Below are 21,114 nucleotides of genomic sequence, written 5' to 3'. Positions count from 1 at the left end.
ATGGACCTCGACGAGCTCGTCGCGATCGACGTCCACACCCACGCCGAGGTGTCCAAGGACGGGCACGGCTCGCTCAGCCCGGCGTTGTTCGGCGCCTCCGCGGACTACTTCGGCTCGCACGAGCGCCCGACGATCCCTCAGATGGCCGCGTACTACCGGGAGCGGAAGATGGCCGCGGTGGTGTTCACCGTGGACGCCGAGCACGCCACCGGCCATCCCCGCATCTCGAACGAGGAGATCGCCGAGAGCTGCGCCGAGCACCCGGACGTGCTGATCCCGTTCGCCAGCGTCGATCCGTGGAAGGGCAGGGCGGGCGCCCGCGAGGCCCGCCGCCTGGTCGCCGAGCACGGGGTGCGCGGCTTCAAGTTCCACCCCAGCATCCAGGCCTTCGCCCCGAACGACCGGATGGCCTACCCCCTGTACGAGGTGATCGAGGAGGCGGGTGCGGTCGCCCTGTTCCACACCGGCCAGACCGGCATCGGCGCGGGCGTCCCCGGCGGGGGCGGGATCCGGCTGAAGTACTCCAATCCGATGCTGGTCGACGACGTCGCCGTGGACTTCCCGCACCTGAAGATCATCCTGGCGCATCCGTCGTTCCCCTGGCAGGACGAGGCGCTCGCGGTCGCCACGCACAAGCCGTACGTCCACATCGACCTGTCCGGCTGGTCGCCGAAATACTTCCCGCCGCAGCTCGTCCGCTACGCCAACACGCTGCTCAAGGACAAGGTGCTCTTCGGCTCCGACTACCCGGTCATCACTCCTGACCGCTGGCTGGCCGACTTCGCCAAGCTCGACATCAAGCCCGAGGTCCGCCCCAAGATCCTCAAGGACAACGCCGCCCGCCTGCTCGGCCTCACCTCCAAGGAGCAGCCATGACCATCACCGCGCACGGCCTGGAGGAGCTGAAGGCGCTCGCCGGCCAGGACCTCGGCCACACCGCCTGGCTGGAGATCACCCAGGATCGGGTGAACACCTTCGCCGGCGCCACCAACGACTACCAGTGGATCCACGTGGACGTGGAGCGGGCGAAGGACGGGCCGTTCGGGGGCCCGATCGCGCATGGGTACCTGACCCTGGCCCTGATCATCCCGCTGTTCAACGAGCTGCTGGACATCCAGGGCGTGACGATGAGCATCAACTACGGCCTCAACAAGGTGCGCTTCCCCAGCCCCGTCAAGGTGGGCGCCAAGATCCGCCTGGCCGGGAAGGTCGCCGAGATCGAGGAGGTCCCCGGGGGCGGCGTCCAGATGCTCATGGACTTCACCGTCGAGATCGACGGTTCGGGCAAGCCCGCCTGCGTCGCCCAGGCCGTCTACCGGCACTACGCCTGAGGAGCACCGATGCGGAATGCCGGAACAGGCGCCTGGCCCGCCAAGCGGGCCCAGATGACGCCGGACCGTACCGCCTTCGTGTTCGGCGACCGCTCGCTGACCTACGCCGAGGTCCATGAACGGGTGACCAGGCTCGCCGACCGGCTGCGGGGCAGCGGGGTGCGGGCGGGAGACCGGGTCGCCTACCTCGGCCCGAACCACACCGCGTTCGCCGAGACCATGTTCGCGACGCACGTGCTCGGCGGGATCTTCGTCCCGCTGAACTTCCGGCTCGCCCCGCCCGAGCTCGACTACATGCTGGGCCACTGCGGCGCGAAGGTCCTCCTCTACGCGCCGCAGTGCGCCGGTACGGTCCGCGCGCTGCGGCAGACCGCGGCGCTGGACGAGATCGTCGCGCTGGACGGCGCGGCGCCGGGGGAGCGGGACTACGAGAGCTGGCTCGCGCAGGGCGACCCCACGCCCATCGACCTGCCGGTGGACCTGGCCGACATCGCGCTCGTCCTCTATACCTCGGGCACCACCGGCCGTCCCAAGGGCGCCATGCTCAGCCACGCCAACCTGGCGTGGAACACCTTCAACATCATCATCGGCGTGGACGTCGCCGCCGACGAGACGACGCTGATCAGCGCCCCGCTGTTCCACGTCGCGGCGCTGAACCAGACGCTGCTGCCCACCTTCGCCAAGGGCGGCCGCTCGGTCATCATGCCGTCGTGGGACGTGGACGCGTGCTACGACCTCGTCGAGAAACACGGCGTCACCTGGATGTTCGGGGTCACCACCATGTTCGCCGCGCTCGCCCGCTCGCCCCGCTGGAGCGGCGCGGACCTGTCCTCGGTCCGTACGCTGATGGCCGGGGGAGCGGCGGTTCCGCCCGCCCTGATCCGGGCCTACCAGGAGCGGGGTCTGGTGTTCTGCCAGGGGTACGGGCTGACGGAGACCTCGCCCGGGGCGACCTTCCTGGAGGCCAGCCAGAGCGCGCGCCGGGCCGGGTCGGCGGGCGTGCCCGTGTTGTTCGCCGACGTCCGGGTCGTCCGGCCCGACCTCACGGACACCTTGCCCGGCGAACCCGGCGAGGTTCTCATCAAGGGCCCGAACGTCACCCCCGGCTACTGGGACGATCCGGCGGCCACGGCCGCGGCCTTCGTCAAGGGCGGCTGGTTCCGCTCCGGCGACCTCGCCACCCGCGACGAGGACGGTCACCTGTACATCGTCGACCGGGTCAAGGACATGTACATCTCCGGTGGCGAGAACGTCTATCCCGCGAAGGTGGAGGCGGCCCTCTTCGAGCATCCGGCGGTGGCCGAGGCGGCGGTGATCGGCGTGCCGGACGCGACCTGGGGCGAGAGCGGCCACGCGTTCGTGGTGGTGCGCCCCGGGCGGGCGGTCACGGGCGAGGACCTGCGCCGTTTCCTCCGTTCCCGGCTGGCCGCGTACAAGATCCCCGGCCAGGTCACCTTGGTCGACGCCCTGCCGAAGACCGGCTCGGGCAAGATCCTGAAGCCCAGGCTGCGCGAGCAGGTCAGGTCCGGCAGACAGGAAACCCAGAAACATCACGGTGCGGCGCGTGATCGCGCCGGGAAAGCGAGCGCGCTATGACCGACTCCGGGCTCCAGGACGTCCCGGCCGTGAGCCGGCCGCACGTCGAGCCGGGCAGGCTGTACATCGACGGCCAGTGGTGCGAGGCGAACGCCAAGGGCCGCAGGGACGTCATCGACCCGTCGACCGGGAAGGTCGTCACCACCGTCGCCGAGGCCGGTGCCGCCGACGTGGACGCCGCCGTCACGGCCGGGCGCCGGGCGTCCGGCCCGTGGGCGCGGATGTCCGGCCGCGAGCGGGCCCGCGTGCTGCACCGCGTCGCCGACCTCGTCAGGCGGCGGGCGGACGAGCTCGTCGCGGTCGAGAGCCTCGACGTCGGCAAGCCGGTGAGCCTGTGCCGCGCCGTCGACGTCGCCACGACCGCCGAGATCTACGAGTACTACTCGGGACTGGCGCAGACCATCCAGGGCGCGACCCGGCAGATTCCGATCCCCTCGCACGCCTACACGAGCCGCGAGCCGCTCGGCGTGGTGGGCGCGATCACGCCCTTCAACTTCCCGCTGATCCTCAGCAGCGCGAAGATCGCCCCGGCGCTCGCCGCCGGCAACGCCGTGGTGCACAAGCCCGCGGAGGACACGCCGCTCAGCGCGCTGCTGATGGCCGAGATCCTGGCTGAGGCCGGCGTGCCCGACGGCGTGCTGAACGTGGTCACCGGCGCCGGCGCGGAGGCCGGCGAGGCGCTGCTGCGCCATCCCGGGATCGACAAGATCGCCTTCACCGGTTCCACCGAGATCGGACGGCACGCGGCCCGCATGGCGGGGGAGGCGCTCAAGCCCGTCACGATGGAGCTCGGCGGCAACGCCGCGCAGATCGTGTTCGAGGACGCCGACCTGGACAAGGCGATCGGCTCGGTGATCAAGGGCTTCGTGTTCAACACCGGCCAGTTCTGCATGGGCGGGCCGCGGCTGCTCGTCCACCGCTCCCTGTACGACACCGTCCTGGAGATCCTGGCGGGCGCCGTCGCCGGGGTGCCGGTCGGCGACCCCTTCGACCCGGCGACCGTCGTAGGCCCCATGGCCGCCGAGCGGCATCTCGCCAAGGTCGAACGCTACGTGGCGCTCGCCCGTGAACAGGGCGGCCGGATCGTCACCGGAGGCGAGCGTCTGGAACTCGGCGGCGGCTACTACTACCGGCCGACGATCATCGCCGGCCTGGACGACGACTCCCGGGTCGTGCAGGAGGAGATCTTCGGCCCTGTGCTGACCGTCCAGCCCTTCGGCACCGAGGACGAGGCCGTGGAGCTGGCCAACGGCACGCCGTACGGGCTGGCGGCGGGCCTGCAGACCACGGACCTGGCCCGCGCCCATCGCGTGGCGGCCCGGCTGGAGGCGGGCATCGTCTGGGTGAACGACTGGGCGATGCTCGACCCGGCGATCCCCTTCGGCGGCGTCAAGCAGTCCGGGTACGGGCGAGAGTACGGGCCCGAGGCGCTGGAGTCGTACACCAAGGTCAAGTCCGTCGTCATCGCCCTGTGAAAGGTATGCCATGACCACCACCACAGCAGCGGCCGTCGTCGAATCGGCGGGCGCGGGCTTTCACCTGACCCAGGTCGAGCTGGCCGACCCGCGCCCGGACGAGGTCCTGGTCCGGATGGTCGCCGCCGGAGTCTGCCACACCGATCTGGGCGTCGCCGCCGGCGCGCTGCCGTTCCCGCTGCCCGGCGTCCTGGGCCACGAGGGCGCGGGCGTCGTCGAGGAGGTCGGCTCGGCGGTGACGCGTGTCCGTCCCGGTGATCAGGTGCTGCTCTCCTTCACCTCGTGCGGTAGATGCGCCGACTGCCGGGACGGGCACCCCGCCTACTGCGCGGCCTGGCTGCCGCTGAACCTGCTCGGCGGCGCCCGCGCGGACGGCTCGCCCACCGTGACCAGGGACGGCGCGGCACTCGGCGGCCACTTCTTCGGTCAGTCCTGCTTCGCCAGGCATGCCCTGGTGGACGAGCGCAGCCTGGTCAAGGTGCCCGCCGGCGCGCCGCTCGACCTGCTGGCGCCCCTCGGCTGCGGCGTGCAGACCGGCGCCGGGGCGGTGTGGAACGTCCTGCACCCCCGCCCCGGCGCCACCCTCGTCGTGACCGGCGCGGGAGCGGTCGGCCTGTCCGCGATCATGGCGGCCCGGCTCACCCCGGCCACTCGCGTCATCGCCGTGGACCGAGTGCCCGCCCGCCTGGAGCTGGCGGCCGAGCTCGGCGCCACCCACACCGTGGACACCACCACGGCCGATCTCGCCGAGGCCATCGGCGAGATCACCGGCGGCCGGGGCGCCGACGGCGTGGTCGAGACGACGGGCAACGTGACGGTCGCGAGCGCCGCCGTCGGCGTCCTGGCCGCCCGCGGGACCGCGGTCCTGGTCGGCGCCCCGCCGTTCGGCTCCACCGTCCCCGTTGACGTCAACTTCATGCTCCCGGGCCGCCAGGTGGTGGGCCTGACCCTGGGTGACAGCGAGACCGAGTCGCTGATCCCGGTACTCGCGAAGCTGGTGTCCGACGGCCGGCTGCCGATCGACCGGCTGATCAAGCATTACAAGTTCGAGGAGATCCAGCGCGCGGCCGGCGACATCGTCTCCGGCGCCGTCGTGAAGCCGGTCCTTCGCTTCTAGGCGGTGAGGCGGGGTGCTTTAGGCGGATCGGTAGGGGCTAGACGCTAGATGTCGCTATTGTTATGGTGCGCGCCCCATTGCCACCTCTGGCGCCTCTGGTAACCCCGGTCACCGGGAGCGAGGCCCGAGTGGCGGGCGGACGGCCTGGGGGAAGGCGCGCTACGACGTTCTGTCCGTCGAACGGGGATCGGGGACGGGGTCGCTCGTCCCAGGCTTGGATCCACGAAAGACGGGATGATCATGGCCAAGCGGCGAGAGCGTCTGCGCTATTGGTTCGACAACACGATGTCGAGGGGCACTCCGGCCCTGATCGGCTGGCTCGCGCTGGTGACCGTCGTGATGGTCGTGAGCTTCGGCGTGCTCGTCTATGTGTTCGCCGGCGACGACCTGCCGCACGACAGCTGGAGCGAGGCGCTCTGGGGCATGCTCATGCGGGCGATGGACGCCGGCACCGTGGCGGGCGACAACGAAGGCAGCACGCTCTTCACCATCCTGGGGTTCACGATCACTATCGGCGGTCTGCTGATCGTCAGCAGCCTCGTCGGTGTGCTCACCACCGGTCTGGACAACAAGCTTCAGGAGCTGCGCAAGGGCCGCTCCAAGATCGTGGAGTCCGGGCACACGGCGCTGATCGGCTGGTCGGACCAGATCTTCACGATCATCCCCGAGCTCGTGGAGGCCAACTCGAGCGAGTCGAAGTCCTGCGTGGCACTCCTGGGGGACCGCGACAAGCTGGAGATGGAGGAGGAGCTGCGCTCGCGGCTGGGCGACACCGGCAAGACCCGGGTCGTCGTCCGCTCCGGCAGCGCCACCGAGCCGACCGACCTCGACCTGTTGAGCCTGGACACGGCGCGGGCGATCATCGTGCTGTCCCCGGCCGGTGACGATCCCGACGCGCACGTCGTCAAGACGCTGCTGGCGCTCACGAACCGCAACTGGCGCCGGCGTCGCCCGCCGATCATCGCCTCCGTCGTCGACACCACCAACCTGGTGGCCGCCGAGCTCGCCGGGGGCGGCCACGCGCAGGTGGTCGACACCGACGACATCGCCTCCCGGCTCATCGTGCAGTCCTGCCGCCAGTCGGGACTGTCGGTGGTCTGCACGGACCTGCTGGACTTCGGCGGCGACGAGATCTACCTGCGGCCCGAGCCGAAACTGACCGGCTTCCCGTACGGGGAGGCGCTGTTCGCCTACGACACCGCCTCGCTCATCGGCATCCGGCACGCCGACGGGTCGGTGGTGCTGAACCCGCCGATGAACACGGAGATCATGCAGGGCGACGAGATGATCGTGGTCGCCGAGGACGACTCCACCATCCGGCTCGTGCGCAGCTTCCCGCCGATCGTCGAGAGCGCGATCGCCCACCCGGTCCGCCAGCCGACGCCGCCGGAGCGGACGCTGCTGCTGGGCTGGAACAGCCGCGCCCCCAAGATCGTGCAGGAGCTGAACCAGTACGTGTCACCCGGGTCGTCCCTGCACGTGGCGGCCGCCGCCGTCGAGGAGAGCGACAGCCTGGAACGGCTGAAGATGGGCCTGCAGAACCTGGCGGTGAACGTCAAGGAGTGCGACACCACCGACAGGATCACCCTGGAAGCGCTGGACGTGGGCACGTTCGAGCACATCATCGTCCTGGCCGACAGCAACCTCGAACCGCAGCACGCCGACTCGCGCACGCTGGTGACGCTGCTGCACCTGCGCGACATGGCCGCCAGGTCCGGGCAGCGGTTCGCGATCGTCAGCGAGATGAACGACGACCGCAACCGCCGGTTGGCCCAGGTCACCAAGGCCGACGACTTCGTCGTCAGCGACAAGCTGATCAGCCTGCTGATGACCCAGCTGTCGGAGAACCCGCACCTCGGGCAGGTGTTCCGCTACCTGTTCGACTCCGAAGGGTCGGAGATCTACCTCAAGCCGGTGACGGACTACATCCAGCCGGGGGTACCGGTCAGCTTCGCCACCGTGATCTACTCCGCGCGGATGCGCGGAGAGACCGCGATCGGCTATCGCGTGCTGGCCGAGGCCAGTTCCCCGCCTGCCTACGGTGTCGTGCTGAATCCCGGTAAATCCGACTCTGTCACGTTCGGCCCGCGCGACCTGGTGATCGTCCTCGCGGAGGACTGAAGTCATCGGATGAGTCAAACCGCCATGGGAGCGGTATGTCTTGACTCTGGAGTTTTTCTCATGTATTCGTCGGATGTCTGAAGAGAGCAGTCTTGTTGGCGTAACCCCCCGACGAGAGAGCGATCGCCATGCCGCGCCACCGCACCTCCGCCAGAGTCTTATCCGCCTGCGCCGCCCTCCTCCTCGCCCTGACCGCCTTCATCGTCGGGGCTCCGGCCGCCGGCGCGGAGGTCGAGCACCCGCGGCAGCAGTGGCTGCGCGAGTCCACCGCGGGGCTGTTCCTGCACTGGGGCATGTTCACCGCCCCCCGGCACCTCGACTGCGCCGCCTGGGAGCGGGACGTCACCGGGGGCGGCTGGAGCCCCGACTACTGGGTGGACGAGGCCCGCAAACTGGGCGCCTCCTACATCGTGCTGGCGACCTTCCACAGCAGGCTCGGCTACGCCCGGCCGTGGCCGTCGAAGATCCCCGGCAGTTGCGCCACCCAGCGCGACCTGCTCGGCGAGCTGGTGAAGGCGGGCCAGGCCAAGGGCGTACGGGTGATCCTGTACATGACCGACGACCCGCAGTGGCACAACGAGCAGGGCGTCGAGACGCTCGATTCGGCCGCCTACTCCGCCTACAAGGGCAAGCAGGTCGACCTGACCACCAGGAACGGGTTCGGCCAGTTCAGCTATGACCTGTTCGTCGAGGTCATGGAGAACTATCCGGACCTGGCCGGGTTCTGGATCGACAACGACAACGAGTACTGGGAGCAGAACCAGCTCTACGAGCAGATCCGGCAGAAGCGCCCGTCCTGGTTGCTGAGCAACAACAACGAGGACACGCCGATCATGGACACGGTCAGCAACGAGCAGAAGACCGGCATGACGCCCGCCTACGACTACCCGCAGGCGGCGTGGACCCCGATGCCGCGCCTGGTCGAGGCCGACTACAAGCTGCCGACCACCGGCGACTGGTGGTACGACGGCGGCAGCCACCCGGTCGACTTCCGGCTCAGCACCGGCCGGTACGTCACCAACGCCGGCTCGTCGATGAAGTCGCTGATGGCCGAGACCCCGATGGTCAACGGCAGGTTCCCGGCGCAGCAGGAGGAGTTCAACTCCTTCATGGCCGGGTGGGTGCCGCCGATCCGCTCGGCGCTGCAGGCGACCGAGGGCGGCGGCTACATGTACGGCGGCATGCAGCCGGGCTTCTGGAACGACGGCGCGCACGGCGTCGTCACCGTCGAACCCGGCGCGAAGATCCAGTACGTCCATGTAGTGACCAGGCCCAGGACCGATCTGGTACGCCTGCGCGACAACGGCTACCGCGTGTCGGCGGTCACCGACCTGCGTACGGGCCAGCGGATGCGGTTCGCCCAGTCCGGCGGCTACCTGACGATCCTCGGCATCACCCGGTGGGACACCTACGACACCGTGTTCAAGGTCGAGACCCACGGCCAGGAGCACTTCTACCCCCAGGCCGGGCTCAAGGCGACCGCCTCCTCCGCCCGCGCGGACCACCCGGCGAGCGCCCTGGTCGACGGGAGCTTCCAGGACTACTGGGACTCCGGCGCCAAGCTGCCCGTCTCGCTCACGCTCGACCTCGGCAGGCAGCGCAGGACCGCCTACCTGGCGGTCAACCAGCGCGAGTGGTCGCCGTCGTACGCCCGAGAGACGTTCGGCCGGCCCGAGGACTCGGCCCGGATCAAGGACTATCGGGTGTACGCGAGCGACGACGGTAAGCACTGGGGCAAGCCCGTACGTACCGGGGCGATGCGCAGCGCACGTGGCGTCCAGTTCGTCGACCTCGGCGACACCAGCGCCCGCTACCTCAAACTGGAGGTGCTGAACACCTGGGCCGGACCGCAGGCGCCGCGCTTCTACCAGGAGCTGCAGATCGACGAGATCAAGGTGGCGTCGGACTACCCGGTGGGCTTCGGGGCGGCGGTGCCGCTGGAGGCGGAACGGCAGGCCAGGAGCGGCTCGGCTCGGCTGGACCTGTGCCGGGCGTGCTCCGGGCTGACCCGGGTGACGGGGCTCGGCGGCGGCCCGCGTAACGCGGTCACCTATCGCGAGGTCACGGTGGCGGCGGCCGGGACGTACCGGCTCGAACTCGATCACACCGCGGCCGCGGCCACATCACTGTCGGTGAGCGTCAATGGCGCCACGGCGGTGGAGGTGGCGGTGAGCGGCGACAACGCCGACATTCCCGCCGCCACGGCGCTGGCGGTGCCGCTGAACGCGGGCGCCAACACGATCACGCTGTTCAGCACGGCCCGGCAGGGCCCCGGGCTCGACCGGATCGCCGTCGCGCCGCTGCCACCGGCCGCGGAGGTTCCGAAGACGACCATGACCGTGGACCCGTCCGGCCTGCAGTGGGTCGGCCCCGGGCAGCAGTCCATGAAGGTGTCGGCGAAGCTGCGGCTCGACGTCGACGACGCGCTCGACCAGGTCGATCTGGCCCCGGTCGCGCCGGTCGGCTGGACGGTGACGGGCGGCGCGGCGACGGCGGCCACGTTGCGGCTCGGGCAGACGCTGGCGGGCTCCTGGACCCTCACCTCGCCGCCCGGCCAGGACGTCACCGCGGCGGACATTCCCATCACCGCGTCGTTCCAGGTGCTCGGCCGTGCCAACCAGGTCACCAGGCCGTTGCGGGTACGGCTGCGCCCGGCCGACCGGGTGTTCGTGCGCGAGGCCGAGGACTCGCGCAACGGGCTCGGCAGCGCGGGCATCACCGGCTGCTCGCTCTGTTCGGGCGGGCAGAAGGTACGCAACCTCGGCGGGGCGGCGGACGCGTACGTGCTGTTCGAGAACGTCACCGTCGACGCCGCCCGCGAGTACACGCTGTTCATCGACTTCACGGTCAACGGCGACCGGTCGTTCTTCGTCACCGTCAACGACGCCGCGCCGGTCGAGGTGAAGGTGAGCGGCGTCGGCAACAGCACCCCGTACACGACGTCCGTGCCCGTCACCCTGCGGGCCGGCGCCAACACCATCAAGATCCACAACGACACGGCGGCCGCGCCCGACCTGGACCGGCTGTCACTCGGCTGAGGCCGGGGCCGACTCCCTGCCGCCGGGCTCCCCGGTGGCAGGGGCCGGCTGCCAAGGCCAGCGGCCCTCCAGCTCGACCTGGAGCGAGAAGCTGAGGAACGTACGGACCGCCACGATGATGGCAAGCACCCCGAGGCTTTGGAAGGTGGGGGAGACCGCCACGGTCTTGATGATGTCGGCCGCGACCAGGAACTCCAGCCCCAGCAGGATCGACCTGCCCACGCCGCGCCGGTAGGCCTGGTAGAGCCCGCCCACCCGCCGGGTGCGCGCCAGGTTCAGGGCGAACGTGGCGGTGGCGATGACCAGGCCAACCGCGATCACGGCCACGCCCACGACGTCCAGCACCGTGCCGATGGTCTCGATGACGTCATTCACCTGCACGGTGTCCCTCCCCGGCCCGCCGACCCGTCCGGATCATGGTCGCACACGCCACACGGCCCGACCTCAGCGGACGAACCCCGCCAGAAAGGCCCATGGCGCGCCAGCGGGTCATGCGAGGAGCAAGGCCAGCGCGAGTGTGAGCAGCAGGGAGTCCAGCCGGTCCAGCAGGCCGCCCGCCCCTGCCAGCCACGACGCCGAGTCCTTGGCCCCGGCCCCGCGCTTGACCATCGACTCCAGCAGATCGCCCAGCGGCGCACCCAGCGCCACGGCGAGCGCGAGCGGGACGGTGAACGCGCCCAGCAGTGCCAGCGCGCCCAGCCCCGCGACGGCGCCGGCCAGCGCGCCGCTCCAGCGCTTGGCCGGAGACAGCGGTGACAGAGCCGGCCCGCCCAGCAGCCGCCCGGCGAACGAGGCCGCGATGTCGCCCACCGACACCGCGACGAACACCGCCAGCACGACCGGGCCAAGCAGCACCACCCCCACCAGCGGCAGCAACCAGACCACCCCGAACACCCCCAGCGACGCCCTCCTGAGCCCGCCCGCCGCGTCGCCGCCGAGCAGCGGGACGAGCGTGACGGCCAGGGCGGCGGCGATCAGCACGCGCGGCAGGTACGGCAGCGCCAGCCAGGCCACAAGCGGTAACGCGACCACGACCACCACAAGCGCCGCCCGGTCAGGCACGGCCAACCCCATCAGCCCGCCGTACTCGAGCGCGCACACGACCCCGGCCACAACGGCCAGCGCCGCCGCCCCGCCCGGCCCGGCGTACAGCGCGGCGACCACCACGGGCACGGCCACCGCCCAGACACACCAACGCAGGATGTACTCCCGCCTGCGCGACAGCGCGACGGCGATCCCACCGACAACAAGCGCGCCCGCGATGTACGGGATCGCCGTGCCGGGGGTGATCAGATCCGCGGTGTGCGGGATCGCCCTGCCGGAGATGGCCAGGGCTGCGATGTGCGAGATGGACGCGTCGGGAGCGACGAGGGCTGCGGTGTGCGGGAGCCGCGCCCCAGGGATGATCAGGCCGACAGCGTGCGGGACGGTCGCGTCAGGCGTGATCACGCGATGGTCCGCAGGTGGTCCAGCGTGGCGGCGACGGTGGCGGTGATGTGGTCGTTGGCATCGGGGTCGCGTACCGAGATCCGTACCGTCCTGCCCTCGAAGGCGGGTGACAGCGGCGACAGGTCGCGCAGGAACACCCCGGACCGCCGGCACGCTGCCACCAGGCCGGCCGCGCTCGGGCCGGACCGGGGCAGCGTCAGCAGGACGAAGTTGGCGGCCGACTCGTGGACGTGCAGGTCGTCGCCGATCGCGGCGAGCCGTTTGGCGAGGCCGGAGCGCAGGGCGCGGGTCTGGGCCCAGTGTTCGGCGTAGTGGCCGGGGTCGCGCAGGGCGTGCACGGCGGCGATCTGGGCGGGCAGGCCGAGCCCCCAAGGAGGGGTCCAGCGGCGTAACTCGGCCGCGAGAGCCGCCGGTCCGGTGAGGTAGGCGGCCCGCAGGCCCGACAAGGCATACATCTTGGACAGCGACTTGCACACCACGGTATTGCCGGACGCCGCGGCGAACGTCTCCAGCGATTGCCCGGCACCGGCGTACTCGACGTAGGCCTCGTCGATCCAGAACCGCGTCCCGCCAGGCGCGTCCGCGATCACCCGGCGCAGGTCCCCGGCGTCGGTGTGGACGCCGGTCGGGTTGTTGGGATTCACGATGACCACCAGGTCGTAGCGCTCACGCAGCGCGTCTCGCAGGCGGCCGGGGTCCGGCCGCCAGCCATCCGCCCGGCGCAGCGGGAAGCGGTCGGCGCGGCAGCCGATCACCCGCTCGACGACATGGGCGTACTCGCCGTAGACGGGGTCGGGCAGCAGCACCCTGGAGGAGGGGCTCAGCCAGCCGCGGAACGCGCGGAAGATCAGGTCCGACGAGCCCGCCCCGGCCGCCACGGCCTCCGGGGGCAGGCCGCGGCGTTCGGCGATCTCCTCGACGAGCCCTTCGGGGTAGGCCGGGGGAGAGGTACGGGCGAGCCAGCCCAGATCGTCGCCCAGCAGCTTGACCACGGCGGGAGCGGGCGGATACCACGCGTCGAGCACGTCGGCGGGAACGACGTCGCCGCGCGCCGGCAGCGTGTCGAACCGGCGCCCCAGCGCCCCTATCGAGGCGCCGCCGTGCTGGCAGGCGGGCGGGCCGGGCAGGAACGGCATCTCCAGACTCCAGCGCACCCTCGGCTCCAGGGCGCGCAGCAAGGGGCCGTGGTCCCGCAGCGCCCGTTCGGCCAGGTCACTCACCTGCCCGGACAGCACCTCGAAGGTGACGGCCCCCGCGCGTACCCGCGTCCCGGTGCCGGTCAGCCCGGCGGCCAGGTACATACCGAGGATCTCGGTCCGTCCCAGCGCCACGACGGTGCGGCCGCCGTGCGCGGCCACCCAGCGCAGCGCCGCGTGCATGAGCAGCGGCGCCGCCGCCGAACCCCGCCAGCCCGGGTCCACGGTCAGAATGCGGATCTCGAACAGGCCGTCCCCACCCAGGACCGGGTGCCCGTCGCGGCTGAGGTACTTGTCGATCGAATAGCGGCCCGTCCAGGGCGGTGTCACACTGATGAACCCCACGGGCCGGTCGCCGTGGGCCGCGACGAGGTAGACGTTGTCGTCGTCGAGCGCGTCGGTCAGCCGTTCGGCCTGGTTGGGCGGGTGCTGGCCGAGCTCGTGCGCGTAGACCTCGTGCCGCAGCCGGTAGATCCACTCTCTGTCGGACGCGGACCCGGGGCGGATCTCCAGCATGACCATGTCTATCGGACGTACCCCGCGACCGGTCGGTTTCCCCTCCCGGACGACAGAAGCCCCCGCCTGAACTGCGCGGGGGCTTCTCATGCTCGTGCTCGCGATCGGCTATGGCCGGCGCCCGATGCCCGGATCACCTGCCCGCTGTCGCGTCATCTTTACCAGTCGACCACGTCGACCGTGTCGTTGTGCTCCGGAGGCTCTTCGAGGGATTCGCCCGCGGGCAGGATGCGCCGGACGTCGTCGTCGTCATCGACCAGCACGGCATCGGACTCGGTGTTGTTGACCCACGATGAGACGTTGTTGGCGGCGGACCGGCCGCCCATGGGTAGCCAGCGAAGGTCCACCCGGTAGCCCGCGCCGATGCCGTACGCGGGTCCCCGGCGCATGTAGTGCTGGTACAGGCACAGGGTCGCGGGTGGGCAGGGCTCGCCGTCGCTGAGCTGGATCACGCCGGGCGGGAACGCCGCGGGCGCCGTCGTGGCGGCGTGCGCCGCCGGCGGGATGATGAGGGCCGCTACGCTCGCGACGGCCAGCGTCACCACGGTGCGCGCGACGCGCAGTTGAGGTGTCGAGCGGTTCTTCGCCGGGATGGTCTTGTGCTGTGGCACTCCACGCATTGGTTACCCTCCGCTGTCTATTGCTCACTCTCTGTAAGCAACAATCTCATTAGAGCAACGAAAGCCCTGCTTGGTCGAGGGTTGACCAAAGATGGGGCTCCAGGTGGTGCTCAGTGGGCGGCGAGCAGGCGGCTGCGGCTGTTGCCCAGGTGGACGCGGGCCGCCGCCCGCGCGCCGTCGCTGTCCTGGCGCTCGATGGCCGCGTAGATGTTCTCGTGCTCGACCACGATCTGCTCGAAGTGCCCCTGCCCGGCGGGCGACAGCCGGTCGCGCGGCACGATGATCATGGACGGGCCGAACGAGGTGATCAGGTCGGCGAAGTGGCGGTTGCCGGTCGCCAGGGCGACGCGGAGGTGGAACTGGTAGTCGGCGTTCACCGCCGCGCTGGGGTTGTCGGCGCTCGCGGCGAACCGGTCGAGCGCCGCCCGCAGGTCCTCCAGGCGGGGCCCGCCGCGCCGGCGGGCGGCGAGCGCGGCGGCCTCGACCTCGAAGGCCGTGCGGAACTCGAGCAGGGCGACCACGTCGTCGAGGGTCAGCTCGCCGCTCTGCCCGAACTCGAACCTGGTCGAGCCCGGCCGGGCCAGCACGAAGCTGCCGCGGCCGTGCTGGGTCTCGACGAGCCCGGCCGCCTGCAGCCGCGAGATGGCCTCGCGGACGACCGTCCTGCTCACGCCGTACGTCTCCACCAGGCTGCTCTCGGTGGGCAGCTTGTCGCCGGGGTGGATGACGCCTTCCTGGATGCGAGCCGTCAGGTCGTCGACGAGGGTCTGGGTCAGGCTCGCCATCGAGGGTCAGTCCTTCCTGGTGCCGAACTCGCACTGGTCCGCGGTCCACTTGGCGGCCTGCTCGCTCGGAGTGCACCCGATGCCGGGACGGCCGGGCACGATCATCCTGCCATCGCGGATCTCCAGGCGCTCGTCGAACAGCGGCTCCAGCCACTCGAAGTGCTCCACCCACGGCTCCAGCCCGTAGGCCGCGGCCAGGTGCAGGTGGATCTCCATCGCGAAGTGCGGGGCCAGCTGCAGGCGGTTGTGCTCGGCCAGTGCCGCCAGGCGCAGGAACGGCGTGATGCCGCCGATGCGCGGCGCGTCGGGCTGGATGACGTCGGCGGCGCCCACGCGGATGAGCTCGGCGTGCTCGGCGACGCTGGTGAGCATCTCGCCGGTCGCGATCGGCGTGTCGAGCGAGGCCGCGAGCGCCGCGTGGCCGGCGCTGTCGTAGGCGTCCAGCGGCTCCTCGATCCAGACCAGCCCGAACTCCTCCAGCGCCCGGCCCATGCGCTGGGCGGCCGGCCGGTCCCACTGCTGGTTGGCGTCCACCATGAGGGGCACGCCGTCGCCCAGGTGCTCGCGGACCGCGCGGACCCTGGCCAGGTCGACGCGGGAGTCGGGGTGGCCGACCTTGAGCTTGATGCCGCCTATGCCGCGTCCGAGCGCGGCGCTCGTGTTCTCCAGGACCTGCTCGATCGGGGTGTGCAGGAAGCCGCCGGAGGTGTTGTAGCAGCGTACGGAGTCGCGATGGGCGCCGAGCAGCTTGGCCAGGGGGAGCCCGGCGCGCTTGGCCTTGAGGTCCCACAGCGCGACGTCGAGGGCCGCGATCGCCTGCGTGGCCAGCCCGCTCCGGCCGACCGACGCGCCGGCCCAGACCAGCTTCTCCCACAGGCGGGCGATGTCACTGGGGTCCTCGCCGAGCAGCTCAGGGGCGATCTCCCTGGCGTGCGCGTACTGGCCGGGGCCGCCGGCCCGCTTGGAGTAGCCGAAGCCGAAGCCCTGGTGGCCGCTCTCGGCGCCGATCTCCGCGAACAGGAAGGCGATCTCGGTCATGGGCCGCTGCCGCCCGGTGAGCACCTTGGCGTCACTGATCGGGGTGGCGAGCGGCAGGTAGACCGAGGAGAGCCGGACCCAGGCGATGCGATCGGAGGAAGTCATGGCAGTCATCGTACAACTCGCCATGTCGTCATACAACCGCTAGAACTCGCCCAGGTCCATGGGGGCCATGCGCTCGATGGCCAGCCGGGTGCGCTCCATCGCCTCGGTGATCTCCTTCGCGCGCTCCTCGGTGAGGTTGGTGATGGGCACCGAGCAGCTGATCGCGTCGGTCGGCGGGCTGGTGTAGCGCAGCGCGAAGCCGAAGCACATCACGCCGACGTAGTTCTCCTCGTCGTCGATCGCGTAGCCGCGCTTGCGGGTCAGCTCCAGATCCCGTTCGAGGGACTCGCGGTCCACCAGCGTCTTGGGCGTCAGGGGAGTGAACTGCTCGGGGATCGGCACCTCCAGGCCGGTGCCGAGCCGCTCGGCCAGCAGCGACTTGCCCATGGCGGTGCTGAAGGCGGGGAGCCGGCGCCCGACACGGCTGAAGGGGCGCAGGTACTGGCTCGACTCCTTGGTGGCCAGATAGACGATGTCGCCCCGGTCCAGGCGGCCGAAGTGGATGGTCTCGTCGAGGAGCACGCTGAGATCGTTGATGTGCGGCTGCACGATGCGCAGATAGGGGTCGGTGTCGAGGTAGGTGGTGCCGGCCAGCAGGGCGCGGATGCCAATGCTGTACAGCGTCCCGCTCGCGTCGGTGCGCACCCAGCCGCGCTCGACCAGCGTCCGGATCAGCGCGTAGATGCTGCTCCTGGGCGCGCCGAGCGCGTCGCTGAGCTCGCGCAGCCGGGCCGGCCGGTTCTGCCGTGAGGCCAGGAGCTCGAGGAGTTCGACGGTACGGGCGGCGGACTTCACGCCCCGCACGCCGCCCTGCGCCGTACCCTCGGCCTCGTCTAGGGGGAGTGTCATCGCACCTCATCTGTCATGGGAACGGCCGGTTGACACATTACCAATTTGCGAGCAAGACTGCTCGCCACGTAACAGGCATCTACATATGGAGACAGGATGACCGCTACGTATACAGTTGATGATGTACGCGCCAGGCTCCGCCGGGGTATGGAGGCCGCCGTGTTGTCGTTCCCGCTCACGCCGTTCGACACCGGTGGCGCCGTGGACCTCGACTCCTTCCGCGCCCATGTCCGCGATCAGGTCGCGGCCGGACCGGGCGCCATCTTCCCGTGCTGCGGGACGGGCGAGTTCTTCTCCCTGGCCGAGGACGAGTACGAGAGCCTCGTCACGGCCGCGGTCGAGGAGGCGGCCGGGTCGGTGCCGGTGGTCGTGGGAGCCGGGTACGGCTGGGCCCAGGCCGCGCGCTTCGCCGCCATCGCCGAGCGGGCCGGGGCCGACGCGTTGCTGCTGATGCCGCCCTACCTCGTGGAGGCGCCCCAGGAGGGCCTGGTCGAGCACGTACGAAGGGTCGCGGCCAGTACGTCGCTGCCCGTCATCGTGTACCAGCGCGCCCAGGTGAAGGTGGCGGTGCGCAGCATCGCCGCGCTGGCCGAGATACCTAATGTGATCGGTTTCAAGGACGGCCACTCCGACCTCGACCAGTTGCAGCGGCTCAAGCTGGCCGCGCCGCCGGACTGGCTGTTCTTCAACGGCGCCGCGACGGCCGAGATGCAGGCCCGCGCCTACCGGAGCATCGGCGTGCCCGCCTACTCCTCCGCCGTCCACGCCTTCGCCCCCGAGATCGCGAAATCCTTCTTCCGCGCCTTCCACGCCGACGACCACGAGCGGGTCGACCTGCTGCTGAGCCGTTTCTACATCCCGCTGGTCGAGCTGCGCGACAAGGGGATCGGCTACGGCGTCTCGCTGATCAAGGCCGGGGCGCGGCTCCGCGGCGTCCCCGTGGGCTCCGTACGCGCCCCGCTCGCCGACCCCTCCCCAGAGCACCTCGAAGAGCTCCGTGCCCTGCTGGACACGGGCCTCGCCCTCGTCCGGTAAGGAAGGAATCCCCCTATGTCGCAACCCATCCCCCGGATTGTCAGGGCGACCGTCACGCCGATCCTGATCAGCGACCCGCCGCTGCTCAACGTCCTCGGCGTCCACCAGCCGTACACGCCGCGCACCATCGTCGAGCTCGAGACCGACACCGGCGCCACCGGGGTCGGCGAGACCTACGGCGACACCGAATACCTCGAGGTGGCGCGGAACCTCGCCAAGGCCGTCATCGGCCGGCCGCTCACCGCGCTGAACGGGCTGCACGACCTGGCCTACGACTCGGCGGGGCTCACGCCCGGCACGGTCAACGAGTTCGACCCGGCCGGACTGCGCGGCGCACGGACGAACGAGAAGATCGTCCGCAGCGTGGTCTCGGCGTTCGAGGTGGCCAGCCTGGACACCCTCGGCAAGGCGCTCGGCCTGCCCGTGCACGCGCTGCTCGGCGGCAAGGTCCGCGACCGGGTCGACTACAGCGGCTACCTGTTCTACCGGTGGGCCGAACACCCGGTGGAGGACGCCCCGCGCGACGACTGGGGCGCCGCCCTCGACCCCGAAGGCGTCGTACGGCAGGCGCGGCGGTTCACCGACACCTACGGATTCCGCTCCTTCAAGCTCAAGGGCGGCGTGTTCCCGCCCGAGCAGGAGATCGCGGCCATCAAGGCGCTGGCCGAAGCCTTCCCCGACCACCCGCTGCGCCTGGACCCGAACGGCGGCTGGTCGGTCGAGTCGAGCGTGCGCGTCGCCGAGGAGCTCGACGGCCGGCTGGAGTACCTGGAGGACCCGACCACGGGCATCGACGGCATGGCCGAGGTGCGCGCCAGGACCGGCGCGCTGCTGGCCACCAACATGTGCGTGACCACCTTCGGCGAGATCCCCGAGGCGTTCGCCAAGGACGCCGTCCAGGTGGTGCTGTCCGACCACCACTACTGGGGCGGCCTGCACGCCACGCGCGAGCTCGCGGCGCTCTGCCGCACCCACGGGGTGGCGCTGTCGATGCACTCCAACACCCACCTCGGCATCAGCCTCGCCGCGATGACCCACGTCGCCAGCGTCATTCCGGACCTGGAGTACGCCTGCGACAGCCATCGGCCCTGGCAGACCGAAGACGTCATCACCGAACCGCACCGCTTCACCGGCGGCGCCCTCGAGGTGTCCGACGCCCCGGGACTCGGGGTCGAGCTCGACCGCGACGCCCTGGCCACCCTGCACGAACGCTGGATCGAGCTCGACGGCTTCCGCGATCGGGACGATGTGGCCGCCATGCGACAGGCCGACCCCACGTGGGTCCAGCCCCCGCTTCCACGCTGGTGAAAGAGAGAACACCATGAGAATGCCCTCCACGATCGGCCTGCGCATCGGTGGCGCCCTGCTGGCGGTGGTCGCGCTGACCGCCTGCTCGGTCAAGGGCGGCGGTGCCGGCGACGGCGCCGCGTACCCCAGCAAGGCCGTGGAGTTCACCGTCCCCACGGAGCCGGGCGGCAGCACCGACCTGGTCACCCGCGCCCTGGCCAAGAGCATCGAGAAGCCGCTCGGCAAGCCGGCCGTGGTGGTCAACAAGCCGGGCGCCAACGGCAAGATCGCCGGCAAGGACGTCTTCAGCAGCAAGCCGGACGGCTACCGGGTGGCCGTGATGCCGCAGTCGCTGTTCGCCATCGGGCCGCTGATGGTCCAGGACCCCGACGCCATCAAGCTGGAGGACATGACCTTCGTCAAGGGACTGGCCGTCGAGGACTACGCCCTGGTGGTGCCGGCGTCCTCGCCGTACAAGACGGTCAAGGACATCCTCGCGGCCGACAACATCAAGTACGGCACCACGGGCGCGGGGACGGGCAGCCAGCTGTCCCAGGCCCTGCTGTTCGGGGTGGCGAAGGTGAAGGCGACGCCCGTGCCGTTCGACGGCGGCGCCCCCACGATCACCGCGGTCCTGGGCGGCAAGGTCGACGCGGCGTCCGTGCAGATCGCCGAGGCGGCCAAGCACGTCCAGTCGGGCAAGCTCCGGGCGCTGGCCGTGTTCGGGAGCAAGCGCGTCGAGGCGCTGCCCGACGTGCCGACCGCCACCGAGTCCGGCTATGACGTCGTGGTGGACCAGCGCAGGTTCGTGGCCGCGCCCGCCGGGCTGCCGGCCGATGTGCGCGACAAGCTGGCCGGCGCCATCGACAAGGCCATCGCGACGCCCGAGTACGGCGAACTGCTGAAGTCCAACTACATCGGCCGCTGGGAAGTCGGCGGCGACGAGGTCAAGACGCAGCTCACCAAGGCCCAGGGCGAGTTCGCCGCACTGACGAAGAAGCTCGGGATCGACCTCACGGGCGAGCAATGACCAGCGTCACGCCGGAGGAAGACCTGCCGCGGGAGGACGGGCCGGAGGAAGAGGGCCTGCCCGTCCCGCCGAGCCCGGAATACGCGCGCCGGCAGAACATCGTCGCGGCGATCATTCCGCTCGTCGTCGGTGTGATCGCCGGGATCATGTCGTGGAATCTCGGCATCGGCTCGCTGTCCAACCCGGGCCCCGGCCTGTGGCCGCTGGCCGTCTGCGTCGCCATGGTCGTGACCGCGGCGGTGCTCGTGCTGCGGTCCGGGCCGACCGGCGAGGAGGAGATGTTCACCCGGGAGACGCTGATCGTCGTCGTGGCGGCCGTCTCCCTCCTGGGCTACGCGTTCCTGTTCGAGCGGATCGGCTTCGAGATCCCCACCGTGGCGCTGCTGGTGCTGTGGCTGAAGGGGCTCGGGCGGGAGGGCTGGCGGATGACGGCGATCATCTCGCTCGGCACGACCGCCGCCCTCTACCTGCTGTTCGTCACCGGGCTCGGTGTGTCACTCCCGCACATCCTGCCCTTCTGAACGAG

Annotated in this window: 18 protein-coding genes; 11 read left to right on the top strand and 7 right to left on the bottom strand. The window is 70.8% G+C overall.

What is annotated here, in order from left to right:
• The 7 genes from ACGFNP_RS53305 to ACGFNP_RS53275 all read left to right on the top strand — a co-directional run bounded on the left by ACGFNP_RS53305 (window position 1) and on the right by ACGFNP_RS53275 (window position 10,678).
• The gene (locus tag ACGFNP_RS53305) at window positions 1–876 is read left to right on the top strand and encodes an amidohydrolase family protein (protein WP_358321415.1); all 876 of its coding nucleotides are present in this window, start codon (window positions 1–3) and stop codon (window positions 874–876) included.
• Window positions 873–1,331, top strand: coding sequence for a MaoC family dehydratase (locus ACGFNP_RS53300; protein WP_358321412.1), 459 nt, complete (start codon window positions 873–875; stop codon window positions 1,329–1,331). Before ACGFNP_RS53305 ends, ACGFNP_RS53300 begins: the two co-directional genes overlap by 4 nt.
• A 9-nt stretch (window positions 1,332–1,340) precedes the next feature.
• Complete coding sequence (locus ACGFNP_RS53295) at window positions 1,341–2,927, top strand: long-chain fatty acid--CoA ligase (RefSeq protein ID WP_393331641.1); 1,587 nt, start codon at window positions 1,341–1,343, stop codon at window positions 2,925–2,927.
• Window positions 2,924–4,402: an aldehyde dehydrogenase family protein gene (locus ACGFNP_RS53290; RefSeq protein ID WP_393331638.1), complete on the top strand. Its 1,479-nt coding sequence runs from the start codon at window positions 2,924–2,926 to the stop codon at window positions 4,400–4,402. Before ACGFNP_RS53295 ends, ACGFNP_RS53290 begins: the two co-directional genes overlap by 4 nt.
• A gap of 10 nt (window positions 4,403–4,412) precedes the next feature.
• Window positions 4,413–5,519 carry an NAD(P)-dependent alcohol dehydrogenase gene (locus tag ACGFNP_RS53285; protein WP_358321405.1) on the top strand — a complete coding sequence of 369 codons (1,107 nt, stop codon included), beginning with the start codon at window positions 4,413–4,415 and terminating at the stop codon, window positions 5,517–5,519.
• A gap of 240 nt (window positions 5,520–5,759) precedes the next feature.
• Window positions 5,760–7,640 carry a potassium transporter TrkA gene (locus ACGFNP_RS53280; protein ID WP_358321402.1) on the top strand — a complete coding sequence of 627 codons (1,881 nt, stop codon included), beginning with the start codon at window positions 5,760–5,762 and terminating at the stop codon, window positions 7,638–7,640.
• A 128-nt stretch (window positions 7,641–7,768) separates the two neighbouring features.
• Complete coding sequence (locus ACGFNP_RS53275; RefSeq protein WP_393331634.1) at window positions 7,769–10,678, top strand: CBM35 domain-containing protein; 2,910 nt, start codon at window positions 7,769–7,771, stop codon at window positions 10,676–10,678.
• Here the strand turns inward: ACGFNP_RS53275 and ACGFNP_RS53270 are convergent.
• The 7 genes from ACGFNP_RS53270 to ACGFNP_RS53240 form a co-directional block, all read right to left on the bottom strand.
• Complete coding sequence (locus ACGFNP_RS53270) at window positions 10,667–11,059, bottom strand: DUF1622 domain-containing protein (protein ID WP_358321397.1); 393 nt, start codon at window positions 11,057–11,059, stop codon at window positions 10,667–10,669. The genes ACGFNP_RS53275 and ACGFNP_RS53270 overlap by 12 nt on opposite strands.
• A gap of 108 nt (window positions 11,060–11,167) precedes the next feature.
• A complete protein-coding gene (locus tag ACGFNP_RS53265) occupies window positions 11,168–12,127 on the bottom strand; it encodes a phosphatidate cytidylyltransferase (RefSeq protein WP_358321394.1) in 960 nt (319 codons plus the stop codon).
• Window positions 12,124–13,839 carry an aminotransferase class I/II-fold pyridoxal phosphate-dependent enzyme gene (locus tag ACGFNP_RS53260; protein ID WP_393331630.1) on the bottom strand — a complete coding sequence of 572 codons (1,716 nt, stop codon included), beginning with the start codon at window positions 13,837–13,839 and terminating at the stop codon, window positions 12,124–12,126. Before ACGFNP_RS53260 ends, ACGFNP_RS53265 begins: the two co-directional genes overlap by 4 nt.
• Before the next feature lie 158 nt (window positions 13,840–13,997).
• Window positions 13,998–14,459 carry a peptidase inhibitor family I36 protein gene (locus ACGFNP_RS53255; protein WP_358321389.1) on the bottom strand — a complete coding sequence of 154 codons (462 nt, stop codon included), beginning with the start codon at window positions 14,457–14,459 and terminating at the stop codon, window positions 13,998–14,000.
• A gap of 110 nt (window positions 14,460–14,569) precedes the next feature.
• A complete protein-coding gene (locus tag ACGFNP_RS53250) occupies window positions 14,570–15,244 on the bottom strand; it encodes a FadR/GntR family transcriptional regulator (protein ID WP_393331627.1) in 675 nt (224 codons plus the stop codon).
• A 6-nt stretch (window positions 15,245–15,250) separates the two neighbouring features.
• Complete coding sequence (locus tag ACGFNP_RS53245) at window positions 15,251–16,387, bottom strand: mandelate racemase/muconate lactonizing enzyme family protein (protein WP_393331624.1); 1,137 nt, start codon at window positions 16,385–16,387, stop codon at window positions 15,251–15,253.
• Between the two features lie 39 nt (window positions 16,388–16,426).
• A complete protein-coding gene (locus tag ACGFNP_RS53240; RefSeq protein ID WP_358321380.1) occupies window positions 16,427–17,236 on the bottom strand; it encodes an IclR family transcriptional regulator in 810 nt (269 codons plus the stop codon).
• Window positions 17,237–17,332: 96 nt separating this feature from the next.
• On the opposite strand from ACGFNP_RS53240, the gene ACGFNP_RS53235 reads away from it, so the two are divergent.
• The 4 genes from ACGFNP_RS53235 to ACGFNP_RS53220 are packed head-to-tail and all read left to right on the top strand — an operon-like array spanning window position 17,333 to window position 21,109.
• Window positions 17,333–18,271 carry a 5-dehydro-4-deoxyglucarate dehydratase gene (locus tag ACGFNP_RS53235; protein WP_358321377.1) on the top strand — a complete coding sequence of 313 codons (939 nt, stop codon included), beginning with the start codon at window positions 17,333–17,335 and terminating at the stop codon, window positions 18,269–18,271.
• A gap of 15 nt (window positions 18,272–18,286) precedes the next feature.
• Entirely contained in the window at window positions 18,287–19,579 is a 1,293-nt protein-coding gene (locus ACGFNP_RS53230; protein WP_393331620.1) for a glucarate dehydratase family protein, read from the top strand.
• Between the two features lie 13 nt (window positions 19,580–19,592).
• A complete protein-coding gene (locus tag ACGFNP_RS53225) occupies window positions 19,593–20,588 on the top strand; it encodes a tripartite tricarboxylate transporter substrate binding protein (protein WP_358321372.1) in 996 nt (331 codons plus the stop codon).
• Window positions 20,585–21,109: a tripartite tricarboxylate transporter TctB family protein gene (locus tag ACGFNP_RS53220; RefSeq protein ID WP_358321369.1), complete on the top strand. Its 525-nt coding sequence runs from the start codon at window positions 20,585–20,587 to the stop codon at window positions 21,107–21,109. Before ACGFNP_RS53225 ends, ACGFNP_RS53220 begins: the two co-directional genes overlap by 4 nt.
• Window positions 21,110–21,114 lie beyond the last annotated feature (5 nt).

The organism is Nonomuraea sp. NPDC049269 (genome assembly GCF_043197155.1).
Lineage (GTDB): Bacteria > Actinomycetota > Actinomycetes > Streptosporangiales > Streptosporangiaceae > Nonomuraea.
This window is presented reverse-complemented; position numbering and strand designations above follow the sequence as displayed.

Excerpts from the sequence above, each read along its gene's own strand:
- ACGFNP_RS53305 (WP_358321415.1), top strand. The coding sequence starts at position 1 with ATGGACCTCGACGAGCTCGTCGCGATCGACGTCCACACCCACGCCGAG.
- ACGFNP_RS53300 (WP_358321412.1), top strand. The coding sequence starts at position 873 with ATGACCATCACCGCGCACGGCCTGGAGGAGCTGAAGGCGCTCGCCGGC.
- ACGFNP_RS53295 (WP_393331641.1), top strand. The coding sequence starts at position 1,341 with ATGCGGAATGCCGGAACAGGCGCCTGGCCCGCCAAGCGGGCCCAGATG.
- ACGFNP_RS53290 (WP_393331638.1), top strand. The coding sequence starts at position 2,924 with ATGACCGACTCCGGGCTCCAGGACGTCCCGGCCGTGAGCCGGCCGCAC.
- ACGFNP_RS53285 (WP_358321405.1), top strand. The coding sequence starts at position 4,413 with ATGACCACCACCACAGCAGCGGCCGTCGTCGAATCGGCGGGCGCGGGC.
- ACGFNP_RS53280 (WP_358321402.1), top strand. The coding sequence starts at position 5,760 with ATGGCCAAGCGGCGAGAGCGTCTGCGCTATTGGTTCGACAACACGATG.
- ACGFNP_RS53275 (WP_393331634.1), top strand. The coding sequence starts at position 7,769 with ATGCCGCGCCACCGCACCTCCGCCAGAGTCTTATCCGCCTGCGCCGCC.
- ACGFNP_RS53260 (WP_393331630.1), bottom strand. The coding sequence starts at position 13,839 with ATGCTGGAGATCCGCCCCGGGTCCGCGTCCGACAGAGAGTGGATCTAC.
- ACGFNP_RS53255 (WP_358321389.1), bottom strand. The coding sequence starts at position 14,459 with ATGCGTGGAGTGCCACAGCACAAGACCATCCCGGCGAAGAACCGCTCG.
- ACGFNP_RS53250 (WP_393331627.1), bottom strand. The coding sequence starts at position 15,244 with ATGGCGAGCCTGACCCAGACCCTCGTCGACGACCTGACGGCTCGCATC.
- ACGFNP_RS53245 (WP_393331624.1), bottom strand. The coding sequence starts at position 16,387 with ATGACTTCCTCCGATCGCATCGCCTGGGTCCGGCTCTCCTCGGTCTAC.
- ACGFNP_RS53240 (WP_358321380.1), bottom strand. The coding sequence starts at position 17,236 with ATGACACTCCCCCTAGACGAGGCCGAGGGTACGGCGCAGGGCGGCGTG.
- ACGFNP_RS53235 (WP_358321377.1), top strand. The coding sequence starts at position 17,333 with ATGACCGCTACGTATACAGTTGATGATGTACGCGCCAGGCTCCGCCGG.
- ACGFNP_RS53230 (WP_393331620.1), top strand. The coding sequence starts at position 18,287 with ATGTCGCAACCCATCCCCCGGATTGTCAGGGCGACCGTCACGCCGATC.
- ACGFNP_RS53225 (WP_358321372.1), top strand. The coding sequence starts at position 19,593 with ATGAGAATGCCCTCCACGATCGGCCTGCGCATCGGTGGCGCCCTGCTG.
- ACGFNP_RS53220 (WP_358321369.1), top strand. The coding sequence starts at position 20,585 with ATGACCAGCGTCACGCCGGAGGAAGACCTGCCGCGGGAGGACGGGCCG.